Origin of the sequence: Kribbella sp. CA-247076, from assembly GCF_050942445.1 — a bacterium.
Classification (GTDB): Bacteria; Actinomycetota; Actinomycetes; order Propionibacteriales; family Kribbellaceae; genus Kribbella.
The window spans coordinates 7,417,249-7,443,502 of the sequence record NZ_CP192051.1; the positions used below are offsets into that span (position 1 = coordinate 7,417,249).

The 26,254-nt window shown below is 69.8% G+C and carries 25 protein-coding genes; 13 read left to right on the forward strand and 12 right to left on the reverse strand.

Annotated elements, in window-relative coordinates; translation table 11 throughout:
- Nucleotides 1-24 precede the first annotated feature (24 nt).
- Together pip and ACQPYZ_RS35490 are read left to right on the forward strand one after the other, a co-directional pair.
- Nucleotides 25-984, forward strand: coding sequence for a prolyl aminopeptidase (pip, locus tag ACQPYZ_RS35485; protein ID WP_433163740.1), 960 nt, complete (start codon nt 25-27; stop codon nt 982-984).
- 46 nt (nt 985-1,030) lie between these two features.
- A complete protein-coding gene (locus ACQPYZ_RS35490; protein WP_433163742.1) occupies nt 1,031-1,873 on the forward strand; it encodes a phytanoyl-CoA dioxygenase family protein in 843 nt (280 codons plus the stop codon).
- Here ACQPYZ_RS35490 and ACQPYZ_RS35495 read toward each other — a convergent pair whose 3' ends face one another.
- On the reverse strand, nt 1,874-2,458 hold the full coding sequence (locus ACQPYZ_RS35495; RefSeq protein ID WP_433163744.1) for a YdeI/OmpD-associated family protein: 585 nt from the start codon (nt 2,456-2,458) through the stop codon (nt 1,874-1,876).
- On the reverse strand, nt 2,455-3,423 hold the full coding sequence (locus ACQPYZ_RS35500) for a helix-turn-helix transcriptional regulator (RefSeq protein WP_433163745.1): 969 nt from the start codon (nt 3,421-3,423) through the stop codon (nt 2,455-2,457). The genes ACQPYZ_RS35495 and ACQPYZ_RS35500 overlap by 4 nt, the downstream gene beginning before the upstream one ends.
- 88 nt (nt 3,424-3,511) lie before the next feature.
- Here ACQPYZ_RS35500 and ACQPYZ_RS35505 point away from each other — a divergent pair, with 88 nt between their 5' ends.
- From ACQPYZ_RS35505 to ACQPYZ_RS35515, 3 genes are all read left to right on the forward strand, one after another.
- Nucleotides 3,512-4,483, forward strand: coding sequence for an ATP-binding cassette domain-containing protein (locus ACQPYZ_RS35505; RefSeq protein WP_433163747.1), 972 nt, complete (start codon nt 3,512-3,514; stop codon nt 4,481-4,483).
- Nucleotides 4,483-5,295, forward strand: coding sequence for an ABC transporter permease (locus tag ACQPYZ_RS35510; protein WP_433163749.1), 813 nt, complete (start codon nt 4,483-4,485; stop codon nt 5,293-5,295). The genes ACQPYZ_RS35505 and ACQPYZ_RS35510 overlap by 1 nt, the downstream gene beginning before the upstream one ends.
- 93 nt (nt 5,296-5,388) lie before the next feature.
- Nucleotides 5,389-6,558, forward strand: coding sequence for a hypothetical protein (locus ACQPYZ_RS35515; protein WP_433163750.1), 1,170 nt, complete (start codon nt 5,389-5,391; stop codon nt 6,556-6,558).
- Between the two features lie 100 nt (nt 6,559-6,658).
- Here ACQPYZ_RS35515 and ACQPYZ_RS35520 read toward each other — a convergent pair whose 3' ends face one another.
- Both ACQPYZ_RS35520 and ACQPYZ_RS35525 read right to left on the reverse strand, forming a co-directional pair.
- Entirely contained in the window at nt 6,659-7,963 is a 1,305-nt protein-coding gene (locus ACQPYZ_RS35520; RefSeq protein WP_433163752.1) for an erythromycin esterase family protein, read from the reverse strand.
- A gap of 88 nt (nt 7,964-8,051) precedes the next feature.
- Nucleotides 8,052-8,894, reverse strand: a complete 843-nt coding sequence (locus tag ACQPYZ_RS35525; RefSeq protein WP_433163754.1) for an NAD(P)H-binding protein — start codon at nt 8,892-8,894, stop codon at nt 8,052-8,054.
- A gap of 91 nt (nt 8,895-8,985) precedes the next feature.
- Between ACQPYZ_RS35525 and ACQPYZ_RS35530 the strand changes: the two genes are divergently transcribed.
- A complete protein-coding gene (locus ACQPYZ_RS35530; protein ID WP_433163756.1) occupies nt 8,986-9,927 on the forward strand; it encodes a cupin domain-containing protein in 942 nt (313 codons plus the stop codon).
- On the opposite strand, the gene ACQPYZ_RS35535 is transcribed toward ACQPYZ_RS35530, so the two are convergent.
- Nucleotides 9,924-10,613, reverse strand: coding sequence for a dienelactone hydrolase family protein (locus tag ACQPYZ_RS35535; RefSeq protein WP_433163757.1), 690 nt, complete (start codon nt 10,611-10,613; stop codon nt 9,924-9,926). The two genes, ACQPYZ_RS35530 and ACQPYZ_RS35535, sit on opposite strands and share 4 nt — an antisense overlap.
- A gap of 10 nt (nt 10,614-10,623) precedes the next feature.
- Nucleotides 10,624-11,865 carry an MFS transporter gene (locus ACQPYZ_RS35540; protein ID WP_433163758.1) on the reverse strand — a complete coding sequence of 414 codons (1,242 nt, stop codon included), beginning with the start codon at nt 11,863-11,865 and terminating at the stop codon, nt 10,624-10,626.
- Between the two features lie 82 nt (nt 11,866-11,947).
- Between ACQPYZ_RS35540 and ACQPYZ_RS35545 the strand changes: the two genes are divergently transcribed.
- The 4 genes from ACQPYZ_RS35545 (at nt 11,948) to ACQPYZ_RS35560 (ending at nt 15,047) form a co-directional block, all read left to right on the forward strand.
- Complete coding sequence (locus ACQPYZ_RS35545) at nt 11,948-12,844, forward strand: LysR family transcriptional regulator (protein WP_433163760.1); 897 nt, start codon at nt 11,948-11,950, stop codon at nt 12,842-12,844.
- Nucleotides 12,845-12,997: 153 nt separating this feature from the next.
- Nucleotides 12,998-14,074 carry an ABC transporter ATP-binding protein gene (locus ACQPYZ_RS35550; RefSeq protein WP_433163761.1) on the forward strand — a complete coding sequence of 359 codons (1,077 nt, stop codon included), beginning with the start codon at nt 12,998-13,000 and terminating at the stop codon, nt 14,072-14,074.
- 33 nt (nt 14,075-14,107) lie between these two features.
- Nucleotides 14,108-14,536, forward strand: coding sequence for a protein-tyrosine phosphatase family protein (locus tag ACQPYZ_RS35555; RefSeq protein WP_433163763.1), 429 nt, complete (start codon nt 14,108-14,110; stop codon nt 14,534-14,536).
- A gap of 115 nt (nt 14,537-14,651) precedes the next feature.
- Nucleotides 14,652-15,047 (forward strand): RidA family protein, encoded by a 396-nt coding sequence (locus tag ACQPYZ_RS35560; protein ID WP_433163765.1) that lies wholly within the window; start codon nt 14,652-14,654, stop codon nt 15,045-15,047.
- A gap of 4 nt (nt 15,048-15,051) precedes the next feature.
- On the opposite strand, the gene ACQPYZ_RS35565 is transcribed toward ACQPYZ_RS35560, so the two are convergent.
- Together ACQPYZ_RS35565 and ACQPYZ_RS35570 are read right to left on the reverse strand one after the other, a co-directional pair.
- On the reverse strand, nt 15,052-15,453 hold the full coding sequence (locus ACQPYZ_RS35565) for a hypothetical protein (protein ID WP_433163767.1): 402 nt from the start codon (nt 15,451-15,453) through the stop codon (nt 15,052-15,054).
- Entirely contained in the window at nt 15,450-15,971 is a 522-nt protein-coding gene (locus ACQPYZ_RS35570; protein ID WP_433163768.1) for a DoxX family protein, read from the reverse strand. Before ACQPYZ_RS35570 ends, ACQPYZ_RS35565 begins: the two co-directional genes overlap by 4 nt.
- Nucleotides 15,972-16,054: 83 nt before the next feature.
- Here ACQPYZ_RS35570 and ACQPYZ_RS35575 point away from each other — a divergent pair, with 83 nt between their 5' ends.
- Nucleotides 16,055-16,687, forward strand: a complete 633-nt coding sequence (locus ACQPYZ_RS35575) for a MerR family transcriptional regulator (protein ID WP_433169832.1) — start codon at nt 16,055-16,057, stop codon at nt 16,685-16,687.
- Here ACQPYZ_RS35575 and ACQPYZ_RS35580 read toward each other — a convergent pair whose 3' ends face one another.
- Nucleotides 16,688-20,281 carry a replicative DNA helicase gene (locus ACQPYZ_RS35580; protein WP_433163770.1) on the reverse strand — a complete coding sequence of 1,198 codons (3,594 nt, stop codon included), beginning with the start codon at nt 20,279-20,281 and terminating at the stop codon, nt 16,688-16,690. It lies immediately after the preceding gene.
- Nucleotides 20,282-20,299: 18 nt separating this feature from the next.
- On the opposite strand from ACQPYZ_RS35580, the gene ACQPYZ_RS35585 reads away from it, so the two are divergent.
- Together ACQPYZ_RS35585 and ACQPYZ_RS35590 are read left to right on the forward strand one after the other, a co-directional pair.
- Nucleotides 20,300-21,628 carry an MATE family efflux transporter gene (locus tag ACQPYZ_RS35585; protein WP_433163772.1) on the forward strand — a complete coding sequence of 443 codons (1,329 nt, stop codon included), beginning with the start codon at nt 20,300-20,302 and terminating at the stop codon, nt 21,626-21,628.
- Nucleotides 21,629-21,671: 43 nt separating this feature from the next.
- Nucleotides 21,672-22,379 carry a hypothetical protein gene (locus tag ACQPYZ_RS35590; protein WP_433163774.1) on the forward strand — a complete coding sequence of 236 codons (708 nt, stop codon included), beginning with the start codon at nt 21,672-21,674 and terminating at the stop codon, nt 22,377-22,379.
- A gap of 47 nt (nt 22,380-22,426) precedes the next feature.
- On the opposite strand, the gene ACQPYZ_RS35595 is transcribed toward ACQPYZ_RS35590, so the two are convergent.
- Genes ACQPYZ_RS35595 through ACQPYZ_RS35605 form a run of 3 tightly spaced genes read right to left on the reverse strand, consistent with a single transcriptional unit; the run spans nt 22,427 to nt 26,242 of the window.
- Nucleotides 22,427-22,801, reverse strand: coding sequence for a DUF4913 domain-containing protein (locus tag ACQPYZ_RS35595; protein ID WP_433163775.1), 375 nt, complete (start codon nt 22,799-22,801; stop codon nt 22,427-22,429).
- Nucleotides 22,791-24,629, reverse strand: coding sequence for a type IV secretory system conjugative DNA transfer family protein (locus tag ACQPYZ_RS35600; RefSeq protein WP_433163777.1), 1,839 nt, complete (start codon nt 24,627-24,629; stop codon nt 22,791-22,793). The genes ACQPYZ_RS35595 and ACQPYZ_RS35600 overlap by 11 nt, the downstream gene beginning before the upstream one ends.
- On the reverse strand, nt 24,629-26,242 hold the full coding sequence (locus ACQPYZ_RS35605; protein WP_433163779.1) for an ATP/GTP-binding protein: 1,614 nt from the start codon (nt 26,240-26,242) through the stop codon (nt 24,629-24,631). The genes ACQPYZ_RS35600 and ACQPYZ_RS35605 overlap by 1 nt, the downstream gene beginning before the upstream one ends.
- Nucleotides 26,243-26,254 lie beyond the last annotated feature (12 nt).

Sequence of the window (26,254 nt, forward strand, 5' to 3'; positions counted from 1 at the left end):
TGTAACAGCACTGTTAGGAGTTGCATGTACCCCGAGATCGAGCCTTACGACCACGGCCTGCTCGACGTCGGTGACGGCCACCGCGTCTACTGGGAGGTCTGCGGCAACCCCGACGGCAAGCCGGCCGTGGTGATCCACGGCGGGCCAGGTTCCGGGGCGAGTGCCTGGTGGCGACGGTACTTCGACCCCTCGGCGTACAAGGTGGCCCTGGTCGACCAGCGGAACTGCGGCCGCAGTACGCCGGACGCCGCCGAGCCGGACGTGGACCTGAGCACGAACACGACCGCCCACCTGATCGCGGACTTCGAGCAGCTCCGCACCCTGCTCGGCATCGAGAAGTGGCTGATCCTGGGCGCGTCCTGGGGTGCGACGCTCGGCTTCGCGTACGCCGAGCGGCATCCGGAGGCGGTCTCGGAGATCGTGCTGTTCAGCGTCACCAACACGACCCGGCGCGAGGTCGAGTGGATCACCCGGGAGATGGGCCGGATCTTCCCGGAGGAGTGGGCCCGGTTCCGCGACGGCGTACCGGCCAATCAGCGGGAGGGGAATCTGGCGCTGGCGTACAGCCGGTTGCTGCACGACCCGGATCCAGCCGTCCGCGAACAGGCCGCGCGGGACTGGTGCGACTGGGAGGACACGCACGTCCGGACCCATCCGGGCTGGAAGCCGGACCCGCGGTACGACGACCCGGTCTTCCGGCTGCGGCTCGCCCGGCTCGTCACGCACTACTGGGGTCACGCGGCGTGGTTGGAGGAGGGCATCCTGGAACGCGAGGCGGGCAAGCTGGCCGGGATCCCGGGCGTGCTGATCCACAGCCGGCTGGACATCAGCAGCCCACCCGACATCGCCTGGCGGATGGCTCAGGCCTGGCCGGACGCCGAGTTGCACCTGGTCGAGCAGGAAGGTCACGGATCGGGCGGGACCACGACGAGGGAGCTGATCCTGGCGGCACTGAACCGGTTCGCACAAACCGCAAAGATTTGATCACTGATCTTTACAGCGATGCATCGGCCGTGAACCCTAAGGTCCCATGTCAGCGCTGGATACCTCGCCCACCCCACCGCCCCGGTCGACCCGCCCAGAGCTCGTGGCCGACTACGCCCTCAGCCGGTCGTCCATCGCGCAGTTCGCCGAGCACGGTTTCGTGAAGCTGAAGAACGTGCTCAGTCCGGAGACGATCGCGGCGTACGAACCGGAGATCACCGGCAAGGTGATCGAGCTGAACACCCAGCACCTGCCGCTGGAGGAGCGCGACACCTACGGGAAGGCGTTCCTGCAGGTGACGAATCTGTGGCAGGACAGCGAGCAGGTGCTCGAGTTCGTCTCGTCGCCGCGGCTGGCGCGGATCGCGGCGCAACTGCTCGGGGTGCCGTCGGTCCGGCTGTACCACGACCAGGCGCTGTACAAAGAGTCCGGCGGCGGAGTCACGCCGTGGCACGCGGACCAGTACTACTGGCCGTTCGCGACCGACCGGTGCGTGACGGTGTGGGTGCCGTTGCAGGAGACGCCGATGGAGATGGGCCCGCTGTCGTTCGCGGCCGGCAGTCACGTCTTCGAGCACGGCCGCGACCTGCCGATCAGCGACGAGTCCGAGCGGGTGCTCCAGGCGGCGCTGGCCGAGCAGGACTTCCCGGAGATCTCGGAGCCGTACGAGCTCGGCGAGGTCAGCTACCACCTCGGCTGGACCTTCCACCACGCGCCGCCGAACCGGTCCGACGTACCTCGGCGGGTGATGACGATCATCTACGTCGATGCCGCCATGGAGATCGCGACACCGTCGAACCGCTACCAGGAGGCCGACCTGGCCTCGTGGATGCCGGGCAACAAGCCCGGCGACCAGGTCTCCTCACCCCTCAACCCGGTCCTGTACTGATCAAAGCGTCCGCTTCTGCGGATAGATCGTCTCGCCGCGCGCGAGCTGCTCGACGAACTGCGCGATCCGCCGGGCCCGCGTCTCCGCGCGCTTGGCCGAGCTGACCTGGTACACGACCGCGAACCGGTTGCCCTTGGTCAGGATCTCGAACATCGCCTGCGCCCGCGGTACGGCGGCCAGCGCCTCGGCCAGGTCGGCCGGCACCTCGAGGTCGCTGGAGCCGCCGTACGCCTGCTCCCACCGGCCGTCGGCCTTGGCGCGCTCCACCTGCTCGCGCCCGGCGTCGACCATCCGGCCCTCGCGTTCCAGCCGCGCGACGATGCCCACGTTCCGCTTCGACCACAGGCTGCGCGCCCGCCGCGGGGTGAACCGCTGGACGAAGGTCCGGTCGTCGCGGCCCTTGCGCTGCCCGTCGATCCAGCCGTGGCACAACGCTTCGTCGAGCGCCTGGTCGTAGGTGAGGCTGGTCGGGTCCGTGACGTTCTTCTTGGCGAGCACCAGCCAGATGCCGTCGTTCACTTCGTGCTCTTCGCTCAGCCAGGCGTGCCACGCATCCACGTCGGCGACGATCAGCTCGACGGTCATGAGGCGGCCACGTGGTAGCGGGCGGCGAGTTGCGTGGCCGCGTCCTTCAGTTCCTGCGGGCCGACGAACTCGAGGTCGCACTCGAACATGCCGAAGCTGGCGGCCAGGCCGGTCCAGGACCAGGCGGACAGGATCAGGCGGCAACTGGTCGGGGTGATCTCCTCGACGATCGCGTACCGGCCGGCCCACTGGACGACGTCGGACGCCTTCGCCTGCAGGATCGCCTCGCCCCGGCATGGCCACTGCTCCTGCGTCCGGAACCGGCTGGAGATGTAGGTCGCCACGTCCGGCGCCGGCAACTCCCGCGGGGTGAACCGCGGACCGGTCGGCGTCTTCGGCGTCATCCGGTCCACCCGGAACGTCCGCCAGTCCTTCCGGTCGAGATCCCAGCCGACCAGGTACCACCGGCCGCCCCACGTCACCAGGTGATGCGGCTCCACCTTCCGCGGCGGTTGCCACTCCTCGTCCGCGGATCTAGGTGACGCGTAGTCGAACCGCAGTACCTCCCGGGCGCGGACCGCCATACCGATCGCGATCAGTTGGTCGGAGTCCACCTTCGTACGGCGCGAGTCGGCGTACCGGTCGACCGTGGTGACCTGCAGGGCGTCGACCCGCTGCCGGAGCCGGGCCGGCATCACCTGGCGGACGGTGGCGAGCGCGCGGAGCGCACCCTCCTCGATCCCGGTGACCGTGGTGGTCGCGGTCTGCAGGGCGACCGCGACCGCGATCGCCTGGTCGTCGTCGAACAGCAGCGGCGGGAGGTCCGCGCCGGCGTCGAGGCGGTAGCCGCCGTCCGGTCCCTTGGTCGCGCGCACGGGGTAGCCGAGGTCGCGCAGCCGATCCACGTCGCGGCGGACGGTACGCGGGCTGACCTCGAGTCGTTCGGCCAACAGCGCGCCCGGCCAGTCGCGGCGGGCCTGCAGCAAGGACAGCAGCGAGAGAAGTCGGGCCGAGGTTTCGGACATGTCCTCAGATTGCCACGAGTAACGGCCAGAACCTGTCCTCTACTGCTGGAAATGTCCTCCTCAACGGATCAAGACCGAAGGAGACATCGTGATCAGCACCCGAGAGCTCACCCGCGACTTCGTGGTGAGCCGCACCGAGACCGTGCACGCCGTCCGCGGCATCAGCCTCGACGTCGAACCCGGCGAGCTGGTCGCCGTCCTCGGCCCGAACGGCGCCGGGAAGACCACCACCCTGCGGATGCTCACCACCCTGATCGCCCCCACCTCCGGCACCGCGACCGTCGCCGGGTACGACGTGACCACGCATCCCAGCCAGGTCCGCCGGAAGATCGGGTACGTCGGCCAGGGCAACGGGGCCGGCCACAACCAGCGGGCCGGCGACGAACTGGTCGGCCAGGGCGTCATCTACGGACTCGACCGGCGGACGGCCAAGCGTCGTACCGGCGAACTGCTGGAGGCGCTCGAGCTCACCGAACTGGCCGGGCGGAAGGTGTCCGAACTGTCCGGCGGCCAGCGCCGGCGGCTGGACGTAGCGATGGGCCTCGTGCACGCGCCGAAGCTGCTGTTCCTGGACGAGCCGTCCACCGGTCTCGACCCGCAGAACCGCGCGAACCTGTGGGACCACATCCTGCGGATGCGCGAGCAGTACGCGATGACGATCGTGCTGACCACGCACTACCTGGACGAGGCCGACTCGATGGCCGAGCGGGTCGTCGTGGTGGACCACGGCGAGGTGATCGCCGACGACACCGCCGAGGCGCTGAAGACCAAGCTGGCCGGCGACCGGCTCGCCGTCACGGTGGCACCGGGCAACCTGTCCGCGATCGCGGAGCTGGCCGGGAAGTTGCCGGGAGCCCGCGAAGTGGTTGCCGCCGGCGACGAGCTCAGCGTGCGGGTCGCGGACGGCCCGGCGGCGCTGCCGGCCCTGATCGCCGCCGCCCAGGAGCGGGGCCTTCCGGTCGCGGCCGCGCAGGTGCACCGCCCGACCCTCGACGACGTGTTCCTCAACCTCACCGGCCGCAGCCTCCGCGAGGCCGACTCCAACGGAAAGGCAGCCTGATGACCACCCTGACCCTCGCCTCCACGCCGGTCGACATCGCGGCCGAGCCGCAGCGGAACTTCTTCCGCGACGTCCGGATCGTGATGACCCGGGAGCTCAAGCCGGTGCTGCGGGACCCGTTCTCGCTGCTGTTCGGGATGATCCAGCCGCTGGTGTTCCTCGCCCTGTTCGGGCCCCTGCTGTCCGGGTCGATGGGCGGCACCTTCGGCGACGGCGTCTGGCAGTGGTTCGTGCCGTCGATCCTGGTGATGACCACGCTGTTCGGGACGTCGACCACCGGGGCGAACCTGCTGTTCGAGTTCCAGACCGGTGCGCACGAGCGGATGCTGGTGACGCCGCTGTCGCGGTCGTCGCTGCTGGTCGGCCGGGCGCTGAAGGAGATGGTGCCGCTGTTCGGCCAGGCGGTGATCGTGATCGCGGTGATGACGCCGTTCGCGTTCGACCTGCATCTCGGCGGCGCGTTGGTCGGACTCGCGCTGCTCGCCGTGTTCGGGATCGGCCTGGGTGCCTTCAGCTACGCGCTGGCGATCGCGGTGCGGAAGCAGGACTGGATGTTCTGGGTGGTGCAGCAGACGTTCCTGTTTCCGCTGATGATCCTGTCCGGGATGCTGCTCCCGCTGGAGACCGGGCCGGGCTGGATGAAGGTCGCGGCGAAGTTCAACCCGCTGTCGTACGTCGTCGACGCCGAGCGGACGCTGTTCTCCGGGGACGTGTTCTCGAGTGCCGCGCTCTGGGGTTGGGTCGCCGCGATCGTGACGGCGGTCCTCGGACTGACCGTCGGCATCCGGGCGATGCTGCGCTCGGCGAACTGACCCAATCGGGCCACTGGCTCTCCTGAGCCGCCCTGAGTGAGCCAGATCACCTACGGTGGCGGACAGATCACCCACCGCCCACAAGGAGATCTGATGAGGCCCCGCCCCGCCCTGCTCACCATGCTCGGTTCCCTGGCCGCCGCCGCGCTCGCCGCCACGAGCGCGGTGGCCGCCGTCCCCCCGTCGGCCGACGAGCCCGCCCGCGCCGTCGCCGCACCCCTGGCCACCGACACCGACGGCGACTCGTTGCCCGACACCTGGGAGACCAACGGGTACGACGCCAACGGTGACGGCTCCATCGACGTCAACCTGCCCGCGATGGGTGCGTCGCCGACGAAGAAGGACCTGTTCGTCGAGATGGACTACATGTCCGGCCGGCTCACGAGCACCGCCGGGCTCGACCGGATCGTCCAGGTGTTCGCGAGCGCGCCGGTCAGCAACCCCGACGGCACCACGGGGATCAGGATCCACCTCGACGCCGGTGCGGCCGGCGGATCGGCGTACAACCTCGGCGGTGGCAACCAGGTCGCGTACGACGACAACCTGCAGCCGTCCGGCTCGCAGACCACCGCGATCAAGAACGCGAACTTCGCCAGTGCGCGCCGGGCCGTCTTCCACTACATGCTCTGGGCCGACAGCTACGACGGCGGCTGCAGCAGCGGCCAGGCGTTCGCGATCCCGAACGACACCTTCATCGTCACCGTCGGCCCGAAGTGCGGCTGGGCCGGCACCGACGACCAGGAGGTCGGCACCTTCATCCACGAGCTCGGGCACAACCTGGGCCTGCGGCACGGCGGCACCGACCACGGCAACTACAAGCCGAACTACCTGAGCGTGATGAACTACTTCTTCCAGCTCGGCGGCGTGATCCGGGCCAACGGCACCCTCTACTGGGGTTACTCGAACGTCGCCCCGGCGGCGCTGAACGAGGCGAGCCTGCGCGAGTCCGTCGGTCTCGGCAGCTCCGCCTCCGGGTTCCGGACGAAGTGGAAGTGCCCGAACGGCACCACCCGCACGACCAGCGGCGCGGCCAGCAGCCCGATCGACTGGAACTGCGACGGTGATGCCACCGACACCACCGCGGCGGACATCAACGACGACAACGCCACCTCGACGCTGACCGCGCAGAACAACTGGGCGAACCTCGTCTTCGGCGGCGGCGCCGTCGGCCAGGGCGCGAACGTCCAGGCCAAGACCGCCCCGTCCGAGCTGCGGGAGATGACGCACTCCGAGTACGTCGAGCTCCAGCACAGCCACCGCTGACACCGAACCGCCAGTACTCCACAATCGAGCCGGCGGCGATCGCCTGAGCGTGCGATCGTCCGCGCGACCACGATTGTGGAGTGCTGGCGGTCCGTAGTTGTCAGCGCAGGTGCGCCGCGGTGACCCGGTGCAGGTGGATCAGGACGTCGTACGTCGCGCCCAGCTTCACCGGGAGGTCCGGCCACGGGTACGCCGTACCGATGTCGCGGGTCGGCCGGGCGACCTCCAGCCAGTCGCGGGTCTTCTTCGGCAGCGTGCGGAGATCGACCAGGTAGTCGCGGTACGGGACCTGGTCGAGGGTGTGCTCGTTGTTGCCGGCCGGTGCGGGCGGGACGGTGAAGGTGCGCAGGGTGCCCTGCGGGTCCTCGGTGTCGTTGGCGTTGAACGAGCCGCTGTCGAAACTGAAGCCGACGTTCACGTAGTCCCGGCCGAGCTGCTCGCGCAGGAACGCGCCCTGGATCTTCGGGTACTGCGACGGCATCGACGAGTCGTACCCGACGTGGCCGTTGTGCGCGGACAGAACCGCCTTGTCACCGGTGGTCCGGGTCCACCAGGCCGTGTTGTCCGCCATCGCCTGGTCGCGGAACAACATTGCCTTCGGCAACTCCTTCGGGTTCTCGACGTCGAACGAGTACAGCTTCGACGTCTGCCAGATCGCCCGCGCGTGCTGGATCGCCCAGCGGTCCCCGGTCCGCTGCACGAGTCGCAGGGCGGCGCGGGTCGACCTTTCGATCGCCTGGCGTTCGCCCAGCGACTTGGCGAAGTACGCCGTACTCCAGTCCTTGTACTCCGCGGTCGAACGGATCCCGGCGTACAGGCGGACGAGGCGCGGATCGCCCTGGGCGACCCGGTCGATCAGCGACGGGCTCGCGTAGCCGACGTCGTCGCCGACGAAGCGGAGCTTGCGGGCGTGCGTGCGGTTGTACGAGCGCATCCACTCGATCAGGTCCAGGTACTCCTGGGTGTTCCAGAACTTGTACGCGTCCTGGAACTCGCGGCGCATGATCTCGCGCGGGTCGCCGACGCCGGTGACGACGTACCGGTCGAGCTCGAGGCCGGTGCTCCAGCTCGCCTCGAGGACGAAGGCGCTGAATCCCTTCTGCTCGACCAGGGTCCGGAAGATGCGGTGCTTGAGGGTGAAGAACTCGTGCGAGCTGTGCGTCGCCTCGCCGACGCCGACGACCTTCGCCGTACCGACCATCCTGGTCAGCGGGCGCAGGTCCCAGGCGTTGCCCGAGGGTTCGGTGCTCACGAGCGGGTGGGCGGCGCGGGTCAGCGCCGGGATCGGGCTGGTCGCTTGCCGGGTGGACGGTGGTGCGGTCGCTGTGGACGGTGTTGCGGTCGCTGTGGACGCCGGCAGGGCGACTGCGGCGAGCAGGGCGACAGCGGCCGGGATTCTCTTCATCGAAGCCTCCTTGGTGGTTGCTTCAACCCTGTCCCGGCCGGCTGCCGCTCCCCATCCCGCGGACTGCCCAGTGGGGGTGGAGCCTGCTCTACCCCCAGATCCCGGTCTTCGCGGTCGCCTCGGCCCAGTCGGTGAAGTCTCGCGGGGCCCGGCCGAGGACCTGCTGCACGCCGTCGGAGACGAACTCCGAGCGGTGGTTGCGGATCACCGCGAACAGGTCGCGGACGGCCTCGGCATCCTCCTGGTCGAGCCCCTGCTCGACCAGCTCGGCGACGTGCGCCTCCGGCTCGAGATCGACGTAGCTGAGCGGTCGGCCGGTGGCTTGGGAGATCTCCGCGGCGACCTCGGTCATGGTCAGGTAGCGCGGTCCGGAGATCGGGTACGTCGCGCCGGTGTGCGTCTCGTCCAGGAGTACGGCGGTCATCACGTCGCCGACGTCGTCGGTGTCGATCCAGGCCTCGCCACCGTCGCCGGCGGACACCCGGATCTCACCGGCGAGCACGTGGTAGCGCAGGAAGTCCTCGCTGAACCCCTGCGCGAACCACGCCGGCTGCACGATCGTCCAGTCCGCACCGCTCGCCTTGACCGCGTCCTCGAGTGCCACCGACCCGTCGTACACGGCGAAGTCGCGGCCGGGGCTGCCCACGCCGCGGCCGGACAGCAGCACGACCCGGCGGAGACCTTCGGCCGCGGCCTGCTTGATGAACCGGCCGGCCTGGGCCAGCCCGGTCGGCCCGACCGGCGGCGCCAGGTACGCCGTGTCGGCGCCGGCGATCGTCGCGGACCAGGTGCTGTCGTCGTACCAGTCGAAGCGCTGCTCGCTCGACCGGGAGGCGAGCCGGTAGGGCACCCCACGGGCCTCGAGTTGCTCGACGACGCGGCGGCCGGTCTTGCCTTTACCACTCAGGATCAGAATCGGTGTCGTTGTCATGGCTCAAGTTCATCGCGGTTCGGTGAGCTGAACCATGGTTGTTCTGCGCAATTCGATGTCTGAAGCGCTCACGGTGGCGTAGGGTGGGCATATGGACGTGCTCGACGATCTGCTGGCCGGGACCCGTGCGCGCGGCGGCGTGTTCAACCTGACGATCTTGGATCCGCCCTGGGCGCTCGAGATCCGGGACCAGGCGGCGCTGTCGCTGGCGACGCTGGTCCGCGGTTCGGCCTGGGTACGGCGGGACGGGATCGAGCCGATGCGGATGGAGCAGGGCGACGTCGCGGTCTTCACCGGCACGCAGCCGTACTTCGTGGGCGACGCCCTGGCGACCGCCCCGCAGCTCCGCATTCATCCGGGCGGCGTGTGCGAACCGTTGCCGGGCGCTCCGGTCGACTACAGCGCCCGGCTGGGGGTCCGGACGTACGGCGGGCGCGCCGAGGGCGAGGCGATGATTGCCAGCGGCACCTATCAGCTGGCCGGAGACGTCAGTCAGCGGCTGCTCGCCGCGTTGCCGTCGGTCCTCGTCGTACCGGCGGCCGACGTGGCCGGATCGGTGATGGACATGGTGCTGGGTGAGATCCAGCGGGACGAGCCCGGTCAGCAGAGCGTGCTGGACCGGTGGCTCGATCTGGCGTTGATCACCACGTTGCGGGCGTGGTTCGCCCGTCCGGAGTCGCATGCGCCGGGGTGGTACCAGGCGCAGAGCGATCCCGTAGCCGGGTTGGCGTTGCGGCTGATCCACGAGGAGCCCGCGCACCCCTGGAGCGTCACCGAGCTGGCCGACCGCGTCGGCGTCTCCCGGGCCAGCCTCGCCCGCCGCTTCACCGCCCTCGTCGGCGAGGCCCCGATGACGTACCTGACCGGCTGGCGCATCACCCTGGCCGCCGACCTCCTCCGGTCCACCCGCGACACCGTCGAAACCATCGCCCGCCGCGTCGGCTACGCCAACGCCTTCGCGCTCAGCGTCGCCTTCAAACGCGTACGAGGTACCACCCCCACCGCCCACCGCCGGACGGCCACCGCGGCCTAGTGCGTGGTGGTTCTCATGAAGGCCAGGGCTTGCGGCCAGGCGAGGCGGAACGCATCGGCGTTGACCGGGTTGGTGTGCCGGGCCTTGTCGGAGAAGCCGTGGTCGGCGCCGGGGAAGTACTGGGTGAAGGTGGCGCCCGTGGGCCGGGCCTGGAGCGCGGTCTGAAGAGCTTCGAAGTCGGCCTTCGGTACGGCGGTGTCCGCACCCGGGTAGCTGACCAGCACCGGCGCCGTGATCGCGCCGGCCTCGGCGATGGCGTCGTACGTGTGATGTGACGGCCGGTCCGACGGCACCGTCGGATGGAACGCGACCACGTTGGTGACCCGCCGATCCCTTGCCGCGAGCAACAAAGCGAAGCGCCCGCCGAGGCACCACCCGATCACCCCGACCCGGTTGCAGCCCAGCTCGCCCAGCAGGTAATCCAGCAACTCGCCCTGCTCGGCCAGCGCCTGGTCGTCGTCCAGCTTCCGCGCCAACGTCCCGAGCTCTTCCCGGGAGGCGTTGTCGGTACTGCGCCCCTTGAACGGATCCCACACCAGCGCGGTGATCCCCTCACCGGCCAACTCGTCCGCCCACTCCCGAACCTGCTCACCGACCCCGGTGATCATCGGCAGCAACAACATGCCCGCCCGCCCCACCCGCGCCAGATAAGCGTCCTGCTCCCCCGCCCGCACCTTCACACCCATAGGCCGAATCCTACGAGCGCGGACGGTCTCCTTGCGCCGCCAGCATCCGGAGTACGGCGACGTTCACCAGCAGCAGGATGATCGCGGAGAAGACCAGCAAGGCGAGTTGGGCCGGGAGTACGGCGATGCCGGCGCCGATGGCGAGCACCGGGAGGGCGAGGCCGGCGTACGCGATCAGGAAGAGGGCGGCCAGGACCTCGCCGCGCGCGCGAGTGTCGGCCAGGGAGGCGGCAGTGGCGACGGCACCGCGGAAGACCAGACCGGCGCCGGCACCCGCGACGACACCGCCGGCGACGAAGACCCACAGGCTGGGCAGCAGACCGCCGACGGCGACCCCGATCAGACCGAGCGACATGAAGACCAGGCCGAGCCTCAACTGGCCGGGGCGAGTCACCCGCACGAAGGCCGCCTGACTCACCGCACCCGCGATGAACACCAGGAACGTCACCCCACCGGCGAGCACCCGCGAGGTGTGGTGCAGCGTCCCCGCCAGGAACGTCGGCGCCAGCGAGGTGAACAACCCCAGGATCGCGAACGCCGCGAACGCTCCGGCCGCGGACGCGAAGAACAGCGGCTTCGCCGACGAGGGCAGCGCGATTCGCTGTGGCCGGTACGCCGGCCGCTCCTCCAGCCGCTGCACCGTCTCCGGCACCAGCGCGATCCCCAGCGCACTGACCAGCAACAACACCAGGAAGACCTCGTACGGGCGCTCGAGCGGTGACGACACGTACTGCGCCAAAACCCCACCCACCAGCGGACCGAGCGCCAGGCCGCCCATGTTCACCATGCTGGAGACCAGCGCAGACCGGCTCGGGTCCTCCCCCGGACGCGCGACCTGCCGCAACTCGGACAGATGCGCGGTGGCGGTCGCGGTCAGCACGCCGACTCCGACACCGCAGATGAAACGCGCCAGCAGCAACCCCGGCACGTCCTGCCAGACCAGGAACACGACCGCCGACAACGCCTCCGCCAGGACGGCGAGCAGCGCGATCCGCCGGCGCCCGAGCCAGTCGCTGACGTGACCGGCCAGGTACAGCGCGGCCATCACCCCGACCGCATAGCTCGCGAAGATGATCGTGATGACGTACGTCGGGAAGCCGTCGCGGTGCTGGTAGATCGCGTAGAGCGGGGTCGGGACGGTCGAGAACGCCATTGTGGTCAGGAACGCCGCGGCGATCACCCAGAACCCGGGTCCGTGGGCGATCCTCCGGGAGTCGACGGAGCGCGGACTGGTACTGGTCAGAGCGGACATGTCTTCAGGATCGCCCGGCCGATCTATCGAGTCCAACGAAAGTTCTTGCATGCTCTTATCGCGGCTTCCGATAATTGCCGCCATGGACAGTCGCCAGTTGGAGTACTTCGTCGCCGTCGCCGAGGAGTTGAGCTTCACCCGCGCGGCGCAGCGACTGTTCACCGTCCAGTCCACGGTGTCGGCCGCTGTCCGGGCGCTCGAGACCGACCTCAAGACGACCCTGTTCGACCGATCGACCCGGCGGGTGACACTGTCCGCGGCCGGCGCCGCCCTGCTGCCGGAGGCCAAGGCCGCGTTGGAGGCGCTGGACCGGGCCCGGGCCGCGGTCGAGGAGGCGTCGGCGGGTCTGCGCGGCAACATCCGGATCGGCACGTTGGCCCGGCTCGGCCTGGTCAACCTCGCCGAGCTGCTCGGCGCGTTCCACCGGACGTATCCGCTGGTCGACGTACAGGTGACGACGTCGCCGACCGGGTCGAGTGGTTTGGCCGACGACGTCCGGCACGGGCGGCTCGACGTGGCGCTGGTGGGGTTGGCGCGATCGGAGTTGCACGGGTTGGAGGTCCGCGATCTCGCGACCGTCCCGTTCGTCGTCCTGCTGCCGTCGTCGCATCCGCTGGCCGACCGGCCGTCGATCCGGCTCGACGAGCTCCGGGGCGAGCGATTCGTCGACATGCCGCGGGGGTTCGGGAATCGCAGCATGGTCGACCGGGCCTTCGACACCGCGGGCATGCCGCGCCGGATCCAGGTCGAGGTGCCCGAGCTGACCACCATCCCCGACTACGTCCGGGTCGGCCTCGGCGTGGCCGTCGTACCTCAGCTGGAGCCTGCGTCCGCTCCAGGCGTGGCTCAGCTGCCGATCGCCGGAAACGACCTGAGCTGGACGCTGTCGGTGATCACGGTCAGCGGCCGGCAACCGACCCGTGCGGTGACCGCCCTGCTCGACCTGATGTCCACCTCCGTCCGTCCCGGCTACTTCTGAGCCCGCATGTATCAGGAAGGAATGTAAGTTGCCGCCGCAGCGTTGGACCAGATGCTTTGGTGATACGTCATCGAAGTAGACACCCCACACACCTGGGGGCCTTTGCTACGGACCGTCCGGCACGTTCCTGCCGGCGAAGGAAGGAAACGCGACATGGCAACTGTGTCGTTCAAGGGAGCCACCCGGGTCTACCCGGGAACCGACATCCCCGCCGTGGACGAGCTCGACCTGGACATCCAGGACGGCGAGTTCATGGTTCTGGTCGGGCCGTCGGGCTCAGGGAAGTCCACCGCTCTGCGGATGCTGGCCGGCCTCGAAGAAGTCAACGAGGGCTCCATCTACATCGGCGACCGCGACGTGACCAACGCCCCGCCGAAGGACCGGGACATCGCGATGGTGTTCCAGAACTACGCGCTCTACCCGCACATGACGGTCGCGGACAACATGGGTTTCGCGCTCAAGATGCAGGGCGTCCACAAGGACGACCGGATCCGGCGGGTCGCCGAGGCGGCCAAGCTGCTCGGCCTCGAGGAGTTCCTCGACCGCAAGCCGAAGGCTCTGTCCGGTGGCCAGCGCCAGCGCGTTGCCATGGGCCGCGCGATCGTCCGTAATCCGCAGGTCTTCCTGATGGACGAGCCGCTGTCGAACCTCGACGCCAAGCTCCGCGTCCAGACCCGCACGCAGATCGCGGAGCTCCAGCACCGGCTCGGCGTGACCACGGTGTACGTGACCCACGACCAGGTCGAGGCCATGACGATGGGCGACCGGGTCGCCGTCCTGAAGGACGGCGTACTGCAGCAGGTCGACACCCCGCTGAACCTGTACGACCACCCGAAGAACAAGTTCGTGGCCGGCTTCATCGGGTCGCCGGCGATGAACCTGATCGAGGCCGAGATCGTCGACGGTGGCGCGAAGATCGGCGACTACGTGGTCCCGATCGACCGCACCCTGCTGGCCAAGGCCGGTGACGACAAGACGCTGACGCTGGGCATCCGGCCGGAGGCGTTCCACTTCGCCGACGAGGGCCTGCCGGTGAAGGTCGCGGTGATCGAGGAGCTCGGCTCGGACGCGTTTCTTTACGGCACCGCCGAGCACACCGCGACGAGCCAGCAGATCATCGCCCGCATCGGCACCCGCCTGCACAACGACAAGGGCACGATCGTCCACCTCGCCCCGGACCCGGAGAAGCTGCACCTCTTCTCCTCCTCCACCGAGGAGCGCCTGAACTAGGGCCCGGCTGGTGGCTCGGCCTAAGGTGGCCGGGTGACGACCTGGGGCAAAGACGAAGCCGGTGTGATGGTCCTGCCGTCGGGACGGACGGTGCGCGGACGCGGTCTACGCGCCGGCCCGCCGGCGGGACATCCGCCGACGTACGGCGTGTATCTCCTCGGCGAGCAACCTCCGCCGACCGAGTGGGAGTCGCGCTGGCTGCGCTGGCCCGACTTCCGGCTGCCTGCCGACCGCGCCGAGGCGCGCTCGGTGTTCGAGGACGCGCTGGAGCGGACTGGGTCCGACCGCGTCGAGTTCGCCTGTGGCGGAGGGCGTGGCCGGACGGGTACCGCGCTCGCCTGCCTGGCTGTCCTGGACGGAGTATCTGCTGACCGGGCCGTCGCGTACGTCCGGGAGCACTACGACCGGCGTGCCGTCGAAACCCCCTGGCAGAAGCGCTACGTACGCCGCTTCGACCGATAACCTCACGGCTCCGCGCCGCGGACGCTCGCGATTGCATGGCGGCTTGGTGGCTTGGTGGCTTGGCGGGGCGTAATCCCGTTGACCTGAAGGCTAGGCGTGGCGTTGGCTCGGGTGCGTGACGATCGAGCGCACCAACCCTGACGGCCTCCACCCGACCCCGGGCTACCACCACGTGACGCGGGTCCAGGCCGACACTCTCATCTACCTCGCGGGCCAGTGCCCGCTCGACCCGTCCGGCGTGCTGGCCGAAGGCGGGCTGGTCGGTCAGACTGCCCAGGTCATCGAGAACATCCTCGTCGCCCTCGACGCCGCGGGCGCCACGCCGGACGACGTCGTACGCACGGTCATCTACGTCGCCAGCGCGGACCGGGACGAGCTCGCCGCGGTGTGGACGCAACTCAACGACTCAGCCCTCGCCCCGGCCTTCACCTCTGCCAGCACCCTGCTCGGGGTCGCCCAACTCGGCTTTCCCGGTCAGCTCGTCGAGATCGACGTGACCGCGGCCCGCTGATCGGTCAGGCGACGATCAGCCCGACGCCGAGGGTCAGTACGCCGACCGCGAGCGACGCGGCGCCGAGCCAGAGAACCCACAGGAACTGGTTCGGCTGCGTGCGGTCCTTGCCCGCGGACGAGGCGAAGAACCCACCGGACATCAGGATCGCCGCGACAGGGATCGCCAGCCGCGCCACCCACAGCCAGAACCCGGTCAGCCCGGTCTGGTCGACGTACAGCAGACCGACGAGGCTGAGAATCACCAGTACGCCGGCGTGCGCGTGACCGGCTCGGGCGAACGACTTCTGGAAGTCCGTCATCGGCACCTGGCCGCGGACGATCCTGGTCATGAAGTAGCCGCCGAACTGGATCGTCACGATCGTGAGCAGGACGACTCCGGCGATGATCCGTGACTCGTCGGTCATGAGGGCACGCTCTCCTTCTCGCGCCGGGTGAACAGTTCGCGCGTCGGCGTACTGTCCGCCGCGCGGGCGATCCACAGCGCGACCGCGAGGTAGAGCAGCTGCTCGGGAATGCGCTGCCACAACGGGGTCGCCGGCTCGCCGTTGGCGAAGGCGACGTCCCCGGTCGCCGCGTAGATGTTTGCCGGGAGCAACGTCACGAACAGCGCCGCCAACCCGATCGAGGCCGGCCAGCGGGTCGCGGTCAGGACCAGCCCGGCCGCGCCGAGGAACTCGAGGACGCCGGTGACGTACACCAGCGCGTCCGCGAACGGCAGGAACGGCGGCACCATCCGGGCCAGGTCGGCGTGGTTCGGCATCACCGTCACGCTCGCCGGCACGAAATGCGCGCTCGCGGTGAACAGCAGCATCACCGCCATCCCGTGCGCCGCGCTGACCGGCCAGCTCGCGAACCGCCGTACACCGAGCGCACCCAGCGCCCGGAATGCCAGCGTCGCGAGGACCAGAACTGCGGGAATCATCTGACCTCCTTCCTATGGATAGTTGCACTATCCGCTTATGGATACTGCTACTATCCATCACGACCGCGAGGAAGGCAAGCGTGATGCGAATCGGGGAGCTGAGCCGGGCCACCGGCGTACCGGTGCCGACTATCAAGTACTACCTGCGGGAGGGCCTGCTCCCGCAGGGTGAGCTGACCAGCCCGAACCAGGCGTCGTACGGCGAGGCGCACGTCCGCCGGCTGCGGTTGATCCGGGCCCTGGTCGAGATCGCGCAGGTGCCGGTCGCGCAGGTGAAGGACATCCTCGAGTCGCTCGACTCCGACGACGTACCCCTGCACGAGCAGATCGGCCGCGCCCACCGAGCCCTCACCCCGCGCCGCAAACCGACCGCCTCCGACGAGGCCCGCGAGGCGGCCACCGCTCAGGTGACGGACCTGATCGCCCGCCGCGGCTGGTCCGTCGAGCCCGAGGCCCCCGCCCTCGCCACCCTCGTCGAGACCGTCGCCGCCTTCCGCACCCTCGGCCAGGACAACCTGGTCACCTTCCTGGACGCGTACGCCGAAGCCGTCGAACGCTTCACCGAGCTCGAGATCGACGCCGTCTCCACCAACCCCACCCGGGACCAACTCGCCGAGTCGGTCGTCATCGGCACCATCCTCGGCGAGACCCTCATCTCCTCCCTCCGTCTGCTGGCCCAGGAATCCATCTCGGCCAACCGCTGGAAGAAGCGCTGATCACCCGTCGTGCGCCATGTCCACGAACCGCGAGTAATGCCCCTGGAACGCCACCACCACATCAGCCGTAGGCCCGTTGCGGTGTTTGGCGACGATGAAGTCCGCTTCGCCCGGTCGGGTGGATTCCCGCTCGTACGCATCCTCCCGATGAAGCAGGATCACGACGTCGGCGTCCTGTTCCAGTGAGTTGTGGGTAGCGATGCCTTCGGCAACGAAGTTGTGGGTGCCCAGGACGGTGGCGTCGTAGACCTCCTGCTCGCCGAGCGACTCGATCGAGGTGATGGTGTCCCAGAAGATGTCGTTGGTGGCGAGGACTTCGAGGTCGGCGTCGTCGAGGATGTCGGCCACCTTGGCGAGGCGCTGCCGGCTCGGGGCGTGCTTCCACATCGTCGATCCGGAGAACTGCGTGCCCATGGCCGAGGCGAACTCTCGGTGGGTGACCTTCCGGTCGGCGAGCACCTCGCGAACGCGCGTCCAGACGTCCTTGGGAACGGTGTCGAGGTTGGTGTTGCTCCGGATGCCGCGCAGGGCCGTGGCGACCTCCAGGACCTTGAGTCCGCGGAGCCCGTGCACGCCGATCTCGTCACAGAAGCGCAACTGGTTCTCGGCGCCGTAGATGTGCAGGTGGTAGCTGTCGCGGTAGCCGGGTTTCTTGGCGGTCTTGATGCGGGTGAAGATGTTGTGGCGGAGCAGGAGTCGGGCCAGGTCGTCGACGAGCCGGCGGCTGGTGGACGCGTAGTAGATGCGGCCCTGGCCGGCCTTCGCGTCCCAGCGGACCGATCCGTCGGTGGCCCAGAGGTGCCGGACGAACTGCGCGACGTGCTCCTTCGGGAGTGCGAAGACGCCGGCGGGGATGAACTTCTCGTGGCTTCGAAGGCCGAAGAGACCGAGACCGTCGAGCCACGCCGCGATCGGGTTGCGCTTGCCGCGCGCCAGTCGGTACGGCGCTGGGAGGCGCAGGCTCGTCACCCGGGCGGCGGCGTGCTCGTCACGGATCGCCGTGATGCCGAAGCGCCGGTGAGCCGCCTCGGTGACCGCGGTCAGGTTGGCCTCGTCGATGCTGGCGTAGCGGATCGGCTGACGCCTGACGAACGAACCGTCGCCGAGCAGGTGCGCGAGCAGCGTGATCTCGTCGTCGTCCCAGGGCTTCAGCTCGAGCGGCGGCGGAACGTGCCGGAGCGAGCCCACCCGTGCTCCCGGGACCAGGTCGCCCAGCGGCTTCCAGCCGTCGTACGTGAGGAACGGGTGGTTGGCCGTCGCCTTGATCTCCCGGCCGGAGGCGAGCTTCAGCCGGAAGACTTCCTTCACACCGCTGGGGAAGGCGTGCGTCAACGTCCGCGGCACCAGCTTCAGCCGGTCGTCGAGCGACCAGACCGGGACGTCCCGCGCGCCCGTCGCCAGCAGCTCGCCGAGCGAGATCTCGGCGCCGGTGTCCGCCCGCAGCAGCCGGGTGTCCGCGGTCAGGCAGCCCGATTCGCGGAGGTCGGAGGCCATGGGGCGTTTGTCGGAGCGTTGTTCGGAGCCTCGGTTGAGCTGGCAGATGGCGACGACGGGGAGCTCGAGCTCCTTGGCGAGGAGCTTGATCGAGCGGGAGAACTCGGAGACCTCGAGCTGGCGGGACTCGACCTTCTTGCCGGACGTCATCAGCTGCAGGTAGTCGATCACGATCAGCCGCAGGTCGTGGCGCTGCTTGAGCCGGCGGGCCTTGGCGCGGATCTCCATCATGGTCAGGTTGGGCGAGTCGTCGATGAACAGCGGGGCCTCGGAGACCTCGCCCATCTTGCGGGCCAGCCGGGCCCAGTCCTCGTCGGTCATCTTGCCGTTGCGCATGTGGTGCAGCGGCACCTTCGCCTCGGCCGAGAGCAGCCGCATGGTGATCTCGTTGCGGCTCATCTCCAGCGAGAAGATGCACGAGGTGAGGCCGTGCCTGATCGACGCCGAGCGGGCGAAGTCCAGCCCGAGGGTGGAGTTGTGGGTCGGGATCATCGTCTTGCCGGCCAGGTACAGGTGGTCGGGGTTGTCGACCTCGACGCAGCGCACCGGCACGCTCTCGACCTGCTCGAGCCACTCGACCCGGCGCTCACCCTCACCGGCCAGTGCGGCCGGAAAACCATGCCCGGTGATCCGACGCGGCGCCGACCCGGGGATCGGCGGTGTCAGCCCGGGACTCGCGGACATCGCCGTGAACAGGTCGGCGGTCGTGCAGACCACCGGGCGGCCGCCGTCCTCGACCCGCCACTGGTGCTCGGCGTCGGCGACGATCGTGCTGCCGTCGGAGAAGAACAGCCGGAAACACGGCCGGTCGACCATCACCTCGGTCGCCGCGACCACCGTGGTCGGCCGGCCGTCGGCGTCCAGCAGCTGGTCGCCGACCGCGACCTCGGCCATCGTGGTCCAGCCGGTCGGCGTCGGCAGCGGGGTGTCCAGCGCGAGCGCCTTCCCCATCGCGGGCCGGGCGGCGACGATGATCATCTGGCCCGGGTGCAGCCCGTTGGTCAGCTCGTCCAGGTCGGTGAACCCGGTCGGTACGCCGACCATCGCGTCACCGCGGGAGTCGATCGCCTCGATCTCGTCGAGGGCGCCCTCCATGATGTCCTTCAGCGGTGCGTAGTCCTCGGCGGTCCGCTTCTCGGTGACCGAGTAGATCTCCGCCTGGGCCTCGTCGACGACGTCGTCGACCTCGCCCTCACCGGCGTACCCGAGCTGGACGATCTTGGTGCCGGCCTCGACCAGGCGGCGCAGGATCGCCTTCTCCCGGACGATGTGCGCGTAGTACCCGGCGTTCGCGGCGAGCGGGACGGAGGCGACCAGGGTGTGCACGTACGGCGCGCCGCCGATCCGGGTCATCTCGCCCCGGCGGGTCAGCTCGGCCGCGACCGTGATCGCGTCGGCCGGCTCACCGCGCGCGTACAGATCGGTGACGGCGTCGAAGACGATCTCGTGGGCCGGGCGGTAGAAGTCGGTGCCGCGCAGGGTCTCGATCACGTCGGCGATCGCGTCCTTGCTCAGCATCATCGCGCCGAGCACGCACTGCTCGGCCGCCAGGTCCTGCGGCGGCGTGCGGTCGAAGCCCATCTCCGGGTTGCGCTCCTCCTGGCCGCCGCCCTGCCCCCCGCGGAACTCCGCCACACTCACTTCGCCCGACCTCCTCGTCCCACCGGGCCCACACCCGGCCGAACCACAACGGCGCCAATCGAACAACCGTTCGAACCGTATCCGAACCCGCCGACAGTTTCCACTGCCCCACCACGCCGGTCGGACAGGCCCTCGCCGGCGCCATCCGCAGGCGGACTCGCCCCCGAGACTGCGGGCGGACGGCGTCAGTCCCGCGACCGTACGCCGGTCGGGTCGCCGGGTGGTAGTTCGCTGTCCACACCCCCTGTGGACGAACTGTGGGAAACCCCGTGACGAGGTGTGCACAGGTTGGGCATATTCCTGTGGATATCTGGGGACAACCTCCCAGAACCCGCCTCTGACCTGCGGTTTCACCAGTGCACAACTGTGGAGAAGAAAAAGTCGGGTCCCACTTTCCGGACTCCTGGGTCCGATCGGTTGTACACAGCCTGGGTCAGGCACAATGAAGCCCATGCTCATGACAGGTCGATCGGACCGGTGAGGTCGAGGCTGCGCCGGCTCGTCGGTGAGCAGGACCGGGAGATCCTGCGGCTCGCGATCCCCGCGTTCTTCGCGCTGGTGTCCGAGCCACTCATGCTGCTCGCCGACTCGGCCATCGTCGGGCACCTCGGTACGCCGCAACTCGCCGCCCTCGGGGTCGCCGGCACGATCCTGCAGACCCTGGTCGGCGTCTGCGTCTTCCTCGCCTACGGCACCACGTCGGCGGTCGCCCGCCGGATCGGGGCCGGCGACCACCGCGGCGCGCTGGCCCAGGGCATCGACGGACTGTGGCTGGCGTTGCTGCTCGGCGTCGTACTGGCCGTGGCCGGGCTGATCTTCGCGCCGGCCGCGATCGCGGCGTTCGACCCGTCGCCGGACGTCGCCGACCACGCGGTCACCTATCTGCGGATCTCCTGCTTCGGCATACCGTCGATGCTCCTGCTGCTGGCGGCGACCGGCGTACTGCGCGGCCTGCAGGACACCAAGACCCCGATGGTGGTCGCGATCAGCGCGAACCTGGTCAACATCGGCCTCAACTTCCTGTTCGTCTACGGCTTCGACCTGGACATCGCGGGCTCGGCCATGGGTACGGCGCTCGCCCAGACGGCCGCCGGGGTCGCACTGGTCGTCGTCGTGGTCCGGGGCGCCCGACGGGACGGCGCCAAGCTCCGGCCCGACCGCCCCGGCATCCTCGCGTCCGCGCAGATGGGCGTGCCGCTGATCGTCCGCACCCTGACGTTGCGAGTGGCAATCATCCTGCTGACGTTCGTCGCCACCGCGCTGGGGACAACGTCCGTCGCGGCCCACCAGGTCGCCTTCACGCTGTGGTCGTTCCTGGCCCTGGCTCTCGACGCGATCGCGATCGCCGCGCAGGCGCTGACCGGCCGTTCCCTGGGCGCGGGCGACGTCGCCGGAACCCGGGCCATCACCCGCCGGATGATGTGGTGGGGCCTGTTCTCCGGTCTGCTCGGCGGCCTGGCGCTCTGGGGGCTCCGGGACGTCTACGTGCCGTGGTTCACCGCTGATCCCGAAGTACGTCGCACTCTGGCCGCCGTGATCCTGGTGGCCGCGCTATGGCAGCCCGTGAACGGCGTGGTGTTCGTGCTGGACGGCGTACTGATCGGAGCGGGTGACGGCCCGTACCTCGCGGTGGCCGGAGTGATCGCCCTCGTGCTGTACGCACCGCTGGCGTTGAGCGTGCAGTGGTTCGGCGGGGACATCGTCGCGCTGTGGTGGGCGTTCGGTGGATTCATGCTGCTGCGACTGCTCACTCTGGTCACGCGGGAACGCCGCGACGCCTGGCTGGTGACCGGAGCTACCCGCTGACCCTGCCGGTGCGGCATCGTGTGGGTGGACCGAAAGGAGCGGCATGGCCGACACCGACGACGAGCAGACGGTTGCGCTCGAGCCCGAGCAGCGCGAGCAGGGGGACGACGACAGCCCCGAGGCGCTGAGTGAGCGGCGCGGCGCGGGCAAGTGGGTGCGCGCGGCCGCGGTCCGGTCGTTGGAGAACGAGAGCCGCCGTGACCAGGAGGAGCTCGAGGAGCGGATCCGCGAGGAAGAGATCGAGATCGCGACGGACGAGCGCGAGTTGGAGGAGCTCCGCTACCGGCGCGAGGCGCTCGACGCCGCCGCCGAGACCACCGAGGCGATGCGCCTGGCCGATGTCGCCGAGCAGAAGCGCGACCGTCTCCGCGACGACGCAGCCGCTCAGCGCCGCCAGGGCCGCAGCGACCGTGCGCACGGCCGGCACCTGCGTGACGAAGCCGCCGCCCGGCCCGACGAGCCCGGCGCGGATGCGACCGCGGCCGCGGGCCGGCGCTACGAGCGCGCCGCTGACCGCGAAGAGCGTGGCGCGAGGTACGACGAGGGCGCAGCGGACCGCTACGACGCCGAAGCGCGCGACCGGCGTAGCGAAGCCGCCCAGCAACCCGGGCAACCGCCCGCCGCGGACGCGGTCCGCAACCCACCGTCGGAGACGCCGAAGGCACGTAAGTTCGTCCAGCGCCGGAAGAACCTCAAGCAGAAGCGGAAGACCCACCCCGGTGAGCTCAAGGACATCGGCCTCGGCGACTGACCGGCGTCAGGGGTCAAAGATGCCCAGGGCAACCAGCCTGACCTGCTTCAGATACCGCGCAGGTTCGGCTGGCGCTGGTCGAAGAACAGGCCGGCGGGCGGCTCCTCCACCGGCAGCGGCGGGATCGGGTAGTCGGTGTGCGCGCCGCGGCAGGCCGCGAACGGGCCGTCGGGGTCGAGCAGCGCCATCATGTGCGGGTCCGCGTGATCGCGCCACCAGACCGACATCCCGGTGGCCGGGTCGAGCCGGAGGTGCTCCCAGGCGCGCCAGATCGAGTCCAGCCGACTGAGCGCCTCGGCGTGCCGGTACCACTCCGGGCACCAGACGTACTGCTGCCCGATCCGGCGCGTGTACAGGTAGACCAGCCGGTCCTCGACGAACGCCGCCACGTGCGGATAGAAGAGTTCCTGTTCACCATCCACGGCGCTGCTCCTCACTCTGCTCCCAGACCGGCACGCCGGTGGGCATCGCGGGCGGTGCCGACGGCGGCCGGCTGCCGGCCGCGACCCACGGGTTCGCGCTCTGCGGCGCACCGGTGCCCGGATCGTACTTCGCCAGCGACGCCTTCACCGCACCCGCGTCCGGCCGGGTGAACCACGGCACCGTCTTCACCATCGTGGCCGGGATCCCGGACGGGAACACCACGGCCCGGCCGGGTGGCATCGACGCCAGGTCGGACACCTCGAGGATGTGGTGCCGCTGCGTCTGCCGGCTGGTGCCGCGCTCACCCTTGTTGTACGAGACCGAGCTGGAAATGATGTCGTAGTCGCCGATCAGCTTGCTCAGCTTCTCCAGGAAGTTCGCGTCCGACGCGCCACCGCCGTACACCCGGACGTTCGCCGACGACCAGAGCTTCTCCATCCCCTCCGCGCCCCAGCACTCCACGCCCTGCGGCCAGGACTGCAGGATCGTCATCAGCACGATGCCGCGGGACCCGAAGTGGCTGTAGAGGTCGGGCAGGTTCTTCCAGCGGCAGACGTTCGCCGCCTCGTCCAGGACGCCGACCAGCGGGTTCGGCATCCGGCCCATCGGGTTGCCCTTGGCGAACTCCTCGGCCGCCTCCACGACCGCCACCGTCAACGCGGTGACCAGCGGTCCCGCCGTACCGGCGCCTTCCTTGGAGAGGCTGTAGAGCGTGCCGCCCTTGCGGACGAACTCGTGCGGGTTGAACTGCGGGCGGGTGTCGTTCGGCCCCTGCGGGATGACCCAGCGGGTGACCTTGCGGTTGACCAGGAACTGCGCGCTCTGCTGGGCCGTGCCGTACACACCGGCGCGCTGCTTGTCCGGCGCGTTGATGACGCCGGCGAGCGCGTCGGCGGACAGGTGCAGGCCGGGGGTGTTGCGCAGGATCCGCTCCGGCTCGTCGTTGCGCTGGTCCGCGAGCCAGCTGTAGACCTGCGTGATCGGCCGCTTCGCGACCGCGGCCGCGAGCAGCAGGCCGGCCAGCAGGTCGGTGCCGGCGGCATCGAAGAACGCGTCGGTCTGGGCGTTGCGGTCCTTGCGCTGCGAGGCGACGAAGTGCTCGGCCAGCTCGCGCGCCTTGGTCTCGTCGGTGATGTAGGTCAGCGGGTTCCACCACCAGTTCGGCGGCTCCTCGCAAACCTCCTGCGGGTCGAAGACCCAGACCGGGCCCTTCTCCAGCCGCGGCCCGCGGGTGGCGTCGACGATGTCGCGCTTGTTCGAGGTCGCGATCACCGCGCCGGGCGCGTCCAGGATCGCCGGGACCGCGCGCGACGTCGTCTTACCGGTCCGGGGACCCCAGATGTCGACGTGCATGTCCTCCCAGGACCCGAACACCTCCAGGTCGTCGCGGACCGTCCGGCCGATCAGGATGCCGGGACCGGCGTGCCCGGCGCCGAGCCGGTCGGCGATCCCCTGCGCACCCTCCCGGGTGAGCTTGTAGATCTCCGAGCGCTTCGACATCAGGTGCGCCTGCCGGTCCACCCGGCCGATCGACTTCTCCCGCTTGCGGACCAGCAGGTAGCCGCCGCCCGCGAGCAGCACCAGCACGACGAGCTCGAGGATGAACACCCCGGTCGCCACCGCCGACCAGCGCAGCCGGCCCTCGATCAGGTCGGTCATCGTGGCCAGCGGGTTGCCGACGGCGCGGGTGTCGTTGATCGCGGCCGCGACCTTCAGCGCGCCCCAGATCCCGCCGACGACGACGGCGAACAGGCCGATGCCGATGAAGACGATGATCGACTCGACGGACAGTCCGCCGGGTCCGGTGCTCTTCCTGCCCTGGGCCATTACTCGTCAACTCCCGTTCGGGCGACCACGCGGGTGGTCGGGTCGGGCGGCGGCAGCATGGTCGGGTCGTCGAGGCTGTACTCCTCGAGGACCTCCTCCGACCCGTCGGCGGCCACCTCCACCTTCAGTGGCTTGCCGTCGGCGCCGGTCCTCCACAGCTTGTTGGTGTCGTTGATCTCGCGCTCGACCGAGGTCAGCCCGACGTGCACCGGGATGCCCGGGCGGCCACCGACCTTGACCAGGAAGTTGCCTCGGCCGGGAGGCGCCGCCTCCTCACCGGTGGCCGGGTCCCACGCGGGCGGGTCCTGCCAGCCGATGAGCATGTTCTGCTCCTCCTCGGACATCGGCACGACCTCGGTCAGGTTCTCCATCTCGGCCCGCGGCAGACCGCCGCAGATGACCATCCCGGACCGCTCGACGAAACCCTTCGCCTTCATCCGGTCCTCGGGGTGCTCGAGCGCGAGCAAGTCGGACATGGTGTGCGAGATCATCGCCATCCCGACACCGCGCTGCCGGTTCAGCCGGGTCAGCGCGTCCACCCGGTCGACCAGGCCGCGACCGGCCCGCAGCACGCGCCACAGCTCGTCGAGGATGACGAAGTAGTGCCGCCGCGGCTCGAGCCCCGCCTCCGCGAGCGCCTGCGAGACCGCGACCGCGCCGAACCCGTAGGACCAGCAGGCCAGCAGTACGGCGGCCTGCAGGCTGGTCTCTGAGTCGTCGATGTTGGACACGTCGAACACCACCGGACGGTCCATCTGCATCGGGTTGTCGGTCTGCTCGGAGAAGATCTCACCGAGCCGGCCGCCACCGACCAGACCGATCAGCGAGGCCTCGAGCCCTTCGGTGATCTGCCGGTACCGGTCCAGGCTCCCGCGGTCCAGGGCCACGTTGCGGACCCGGTCGGGCGCGTCCTGGATGACCCGGAGCAGGTCGCGCAGCAGCGGCGTACCCTGATGCCTCTCGTCGAGGACCTTGAGGGCCTCGTCGATGATGGTCTCCTCGCGGTCCGACGGCGGGGCCGAGCGCATGATCGAGATCAGCGCGGACACCATCGTCTGCCGGCGGCCGTGCGCGTCCGCCTGGATCGCCTCGCGGGCCTTGCCGGTCAGCCGGAGCGCGGCCTGGCGGGACTCGCCCGGATCGAGCACGTTCAGGTGCCCGCGGCCGCGGCCGAGCTGGATGACCTGGCCGCCGAGGGCCTCGATCAGGTCCTTGTAGTCGGGCTTGAGGTCGCCGAGCACCAGCGGCTGGATGCCGTACCCGGCCAGGCCGAGCGCCATCCGGCGGGTGATCGTCGACTTGCCCAGACCGGGCTTGCCGAGCACGAACATCGACGGGTTCGAGATCAGCTTGGCGCGCATGAACCAGCTGATCGGGTCGCAGCACATGGTCGCCCCGGACAGGATGTTCCGCCCGATCGGTACGCCGACCATCGGGCTGCCGGTGCCGGCCGCGAACGGCCACAGTCCGCACACCTGGACCGTCGTACCGCGCCACTCGGCCGGCGCCTGCAGGTACGTCGAGTAGCCGCCGCCCGCCCCCGGCCAGCCGCGCGGCATCGGCCGCTTGCCGCCACGCGACGGGTCGACCGGCTTCTTCGTCTTCTTGCTCATACGGACTCCCCA

Excerpts from the sequence above, each read along its gene's own strand:
- pip (WP_433163740.1), top strand. The coding sequence starts at position 25 with ATGTACCCCGAGATCGAGCCTTACGACCACGGCCTGCTCGACGTCGGT.
- ACQPYZ_RS35490 (WP_433163742.1), top strand. The coding sequence starts at position 1,031 with ATGTCAGCGCTGGATACCTCGCCCACCCCACCGCCCCGGTCGACCCGC.
- ACQPYZ_RS35495 (WP_433163744.1), bottom strand. The coding sequence starts at position 2,458 with ATGACCGTCGAGCTGATCGTCGCCGACGTGGATGCGTGGCACGCCTGG.
- ACQPYZ_RS35500 (WP_433163745.1), bottom strand. The coding sequence starts at position 3,423 with ATGTCCGAAACCTCGGCCCGACTTCTCTCGCTGCTGTCCTTGCTGCAG.
- ACQPYZ_RS35510 (WP_433163749.1), top strand. The coding sequence starts at position 4,483 with ATGACCACCCTGACCCTCGCCTCCACGCCGGTCGACATCGCGGCCGAG.
- ACQPYZ_RS35515 (WP_433163750.1), top strand. The coding sequence starts at position 5,389 with ATGAGGCCCCGCCCCGCCCTGCTCACCATGCTCGGTTCCCTGGCCGCC.
- ACQPYZ_RS35520 (WP_433163752.1), bottom strand. The coding sequence starts at position 7,963 with ATGAAGAGAATCCCGGCCGCTGTCGCCCTGCTCGCCGCAGTCGCCCTG.
- ACQPYZ_RS35525 (WP_433163754.1), bottom strand. The coding sequence starts at position 8,894 with ATGACAACGACACCGATTCTGATCCTGAGTGGTAAAGGCAAGACCGGC.
- ACQPYZ_RS35530 (WP_433163756.1), top strand. The coding sequence starts at position 8,986 with ATGGACGTGCTCGACGATCTGCTGGCCGGGACCCGTGCGCGCGGCGGC.
- ACQPYZ_RS35535 (WP_433163757.1), bottom strand. The coding sequence starts at position 10,613 with ATGGGTGTGAAGGTGCGGGCGGGGGAGCAGGACGCTTATCTGGCGCGG.
- ACQPYZ_RS35540 (WP_433163758.1), bottom strand. The coding sequence starts at position 11,865 with ATGTCCGCTCTGACCAGTACCAGTCCGCGCTCCGTCGACTCCCGGAGG.
- ACQPYZ_RS35545 (WP_433163760.1), top strand. The coding sequence starts at position 11,948 with ATGGACAGTCGCCAGTTGGAGTACTTCGTCGCCGTCGCCGAGGAGTTG.
- ACQPYZ_RS35550 (WP_433163761.1), top strand. The coding sequence starts at position 12,998 with ATGGCAACTGTGTCGTTCAAGGGAGCCACCCGGGTCTACCCGGGAACC.
- ACQPYZ_RS35565 (WP_433163767.1), bottom strand. The coding sequence starts at position 15,453 with ATGACCGACGAGTCACGGATCATCGCCGGAGTCGTCCTGCTCACGATC.
- ACQPYZ_RS35570 (WP_433163768.1), bottom strand. The coding sequence starts at position 15,971 with ATGATTCCCGCAGTTCTGGTCCTCGCGACGCTGGCATTCCGGGCGCTG.
- ACQPYZ_RS35575 (WP_433169832.1), top strand. The coding sequence starts at position 16,055 with ATGCGAATCGGGGAGCTGAGCCGGGCCACCGGCGTACCGGTGCCGACT.
- ACQPYZ_RS35580 (WP_433163770.1), bottom strand. The coding sequence starts at position 20,281 with ATGAGCATGGGCTTCATTGTGCCTGACCCAGGCTGTGTACAACCGATC.
- ACQPYZ_RS35590 (WP_433163774.1), top strand. The coding sequence starts at position 21,672 with ATGGCCGACACCGACGACGAGCAGACGGTTGCGCTCGAGCCCGAGCAG.
- ACQPYZ_RS35600 (WP_433163777.1), bottom strand. The coding sequence starts at position 24,629 with ATGGCCCAGGGCAGGAAGAGCACCGGACCCGGCGGACTGTCCGTCGAG.
- ACQPYZ_RS35605 (WP_433163779.1), bottom strand. The coding sequence starts at position 26,242 with ATGAGCAAGAAGACGAAGAAGCCGGTCGACCCGTCGCGTGGCGGCAAG.